The organism is Pseudomonas avellanae BPIC 631 (assembly GCF_000444135.1).
GTDB lineage: Bacteria > Pseudomonadota > Gammaproteobacteria > Pseudomonadales > Pseudomonadaceae > Aquipseudomonas > Aquipseudomonas avellanae.
Genome location: NZ_ATDK01000522.1, coordinates 1 through 800, shown reverse-complemented (window position 1 = coordinate 800; position 800 = coordinate 1). Strand labels below are relative to the sequence as shown.

2 pseudogenes are annotated in these 800 nt (G+C 48.9%); one reads left to right on the top strand and one right to left on the bottom strand.

Going from position 1 to position 800, the window contains the following annotated elements:
• Positions 1-47 precede the first annotated feature (47 nt).
• Positions 48-389, top strand: a pseudogene (locus tag DW49_RS01000000128900) (transposase); the annotation flags it as partial.
• A gap of 34 nt (positions 390-423) precedes the next feature.
• On the opposite strand, the pseudogene DW49_RS1000000134415 reads toward DW49_RS01000000128900, so the two are convergent.
• Positions 424-525 (bottom strand): annotated as a pseudogene (locus DW49_RS1000000134415) (peptide ABC transporter substrate-binding protein); the annotation flags it as partial.
• Positions 526-800 lie beyond the last annotated feature (275 nt).

Here is an 800-nt window from a genome sequence, read left to right as displayed (position 1 = left end):
AGGCCCGTATTGTTGGAGTTCTCACACAACACCAATACGAGCCTGCAATGCCCCGATTAATGCTCAGTGATGAGCACTGGCCGAAGCTACGAGAAATTTTGCTACACGAATCGATCTACAACAAGCGAGATTTGCGTACCACGGTTGAAGGCATGCTGTACCGCATGCGTGTGGGCTGCCCTTGGCGAGACCTGCCGAAAGCGTTTGGAAACTGGAGCAAGGTCTACAAGCGGTTCAATGCCTGGTCTGCTTCAGGCAAGTGGGTCAAGGTGCTTGAGGTGCTGATGACCGATCCTGACCTGGAGTGGTTTTTTGTTGATGGCAGCTATGCCAAAGTTCACCAGCATAGTGCAGGTGCGGCGAGCACGAAGGACCAGGCAATAGGAAAAAGACTAAGGGCTATATCGCAAGCGGCATCTGATGGGCAAAGCTGGCTTGCAGCGCTTGAGCAATATCCGTGTAAGGCGGCTGACTGAACACATTCAGTTCTATCTTCGTGCCTTCGACGATACCACCGGCCTCAAGGCAGCCTTGGCTACATCGTGGACAAACTCCCTGTTGGGCAAGCTGTTATACGAGTCTGACAAGTAGGCATGCAGCGCTACCTGTCTGGTCATGAAAAATGCACTGTGTCAGAGCAATCTTTTTAGAGCGGTAACATTACTTACTAAAATTCCGATTACTGATACGCCACAGATTTGCTAGTGTACTGTTTTCGAAAAAATCAGCCACCAACTAACGGAAAATTCAAATCTTATCAATAGCTTAGCTTGCAGGTTATGGGTAACTTATTTCGAAAA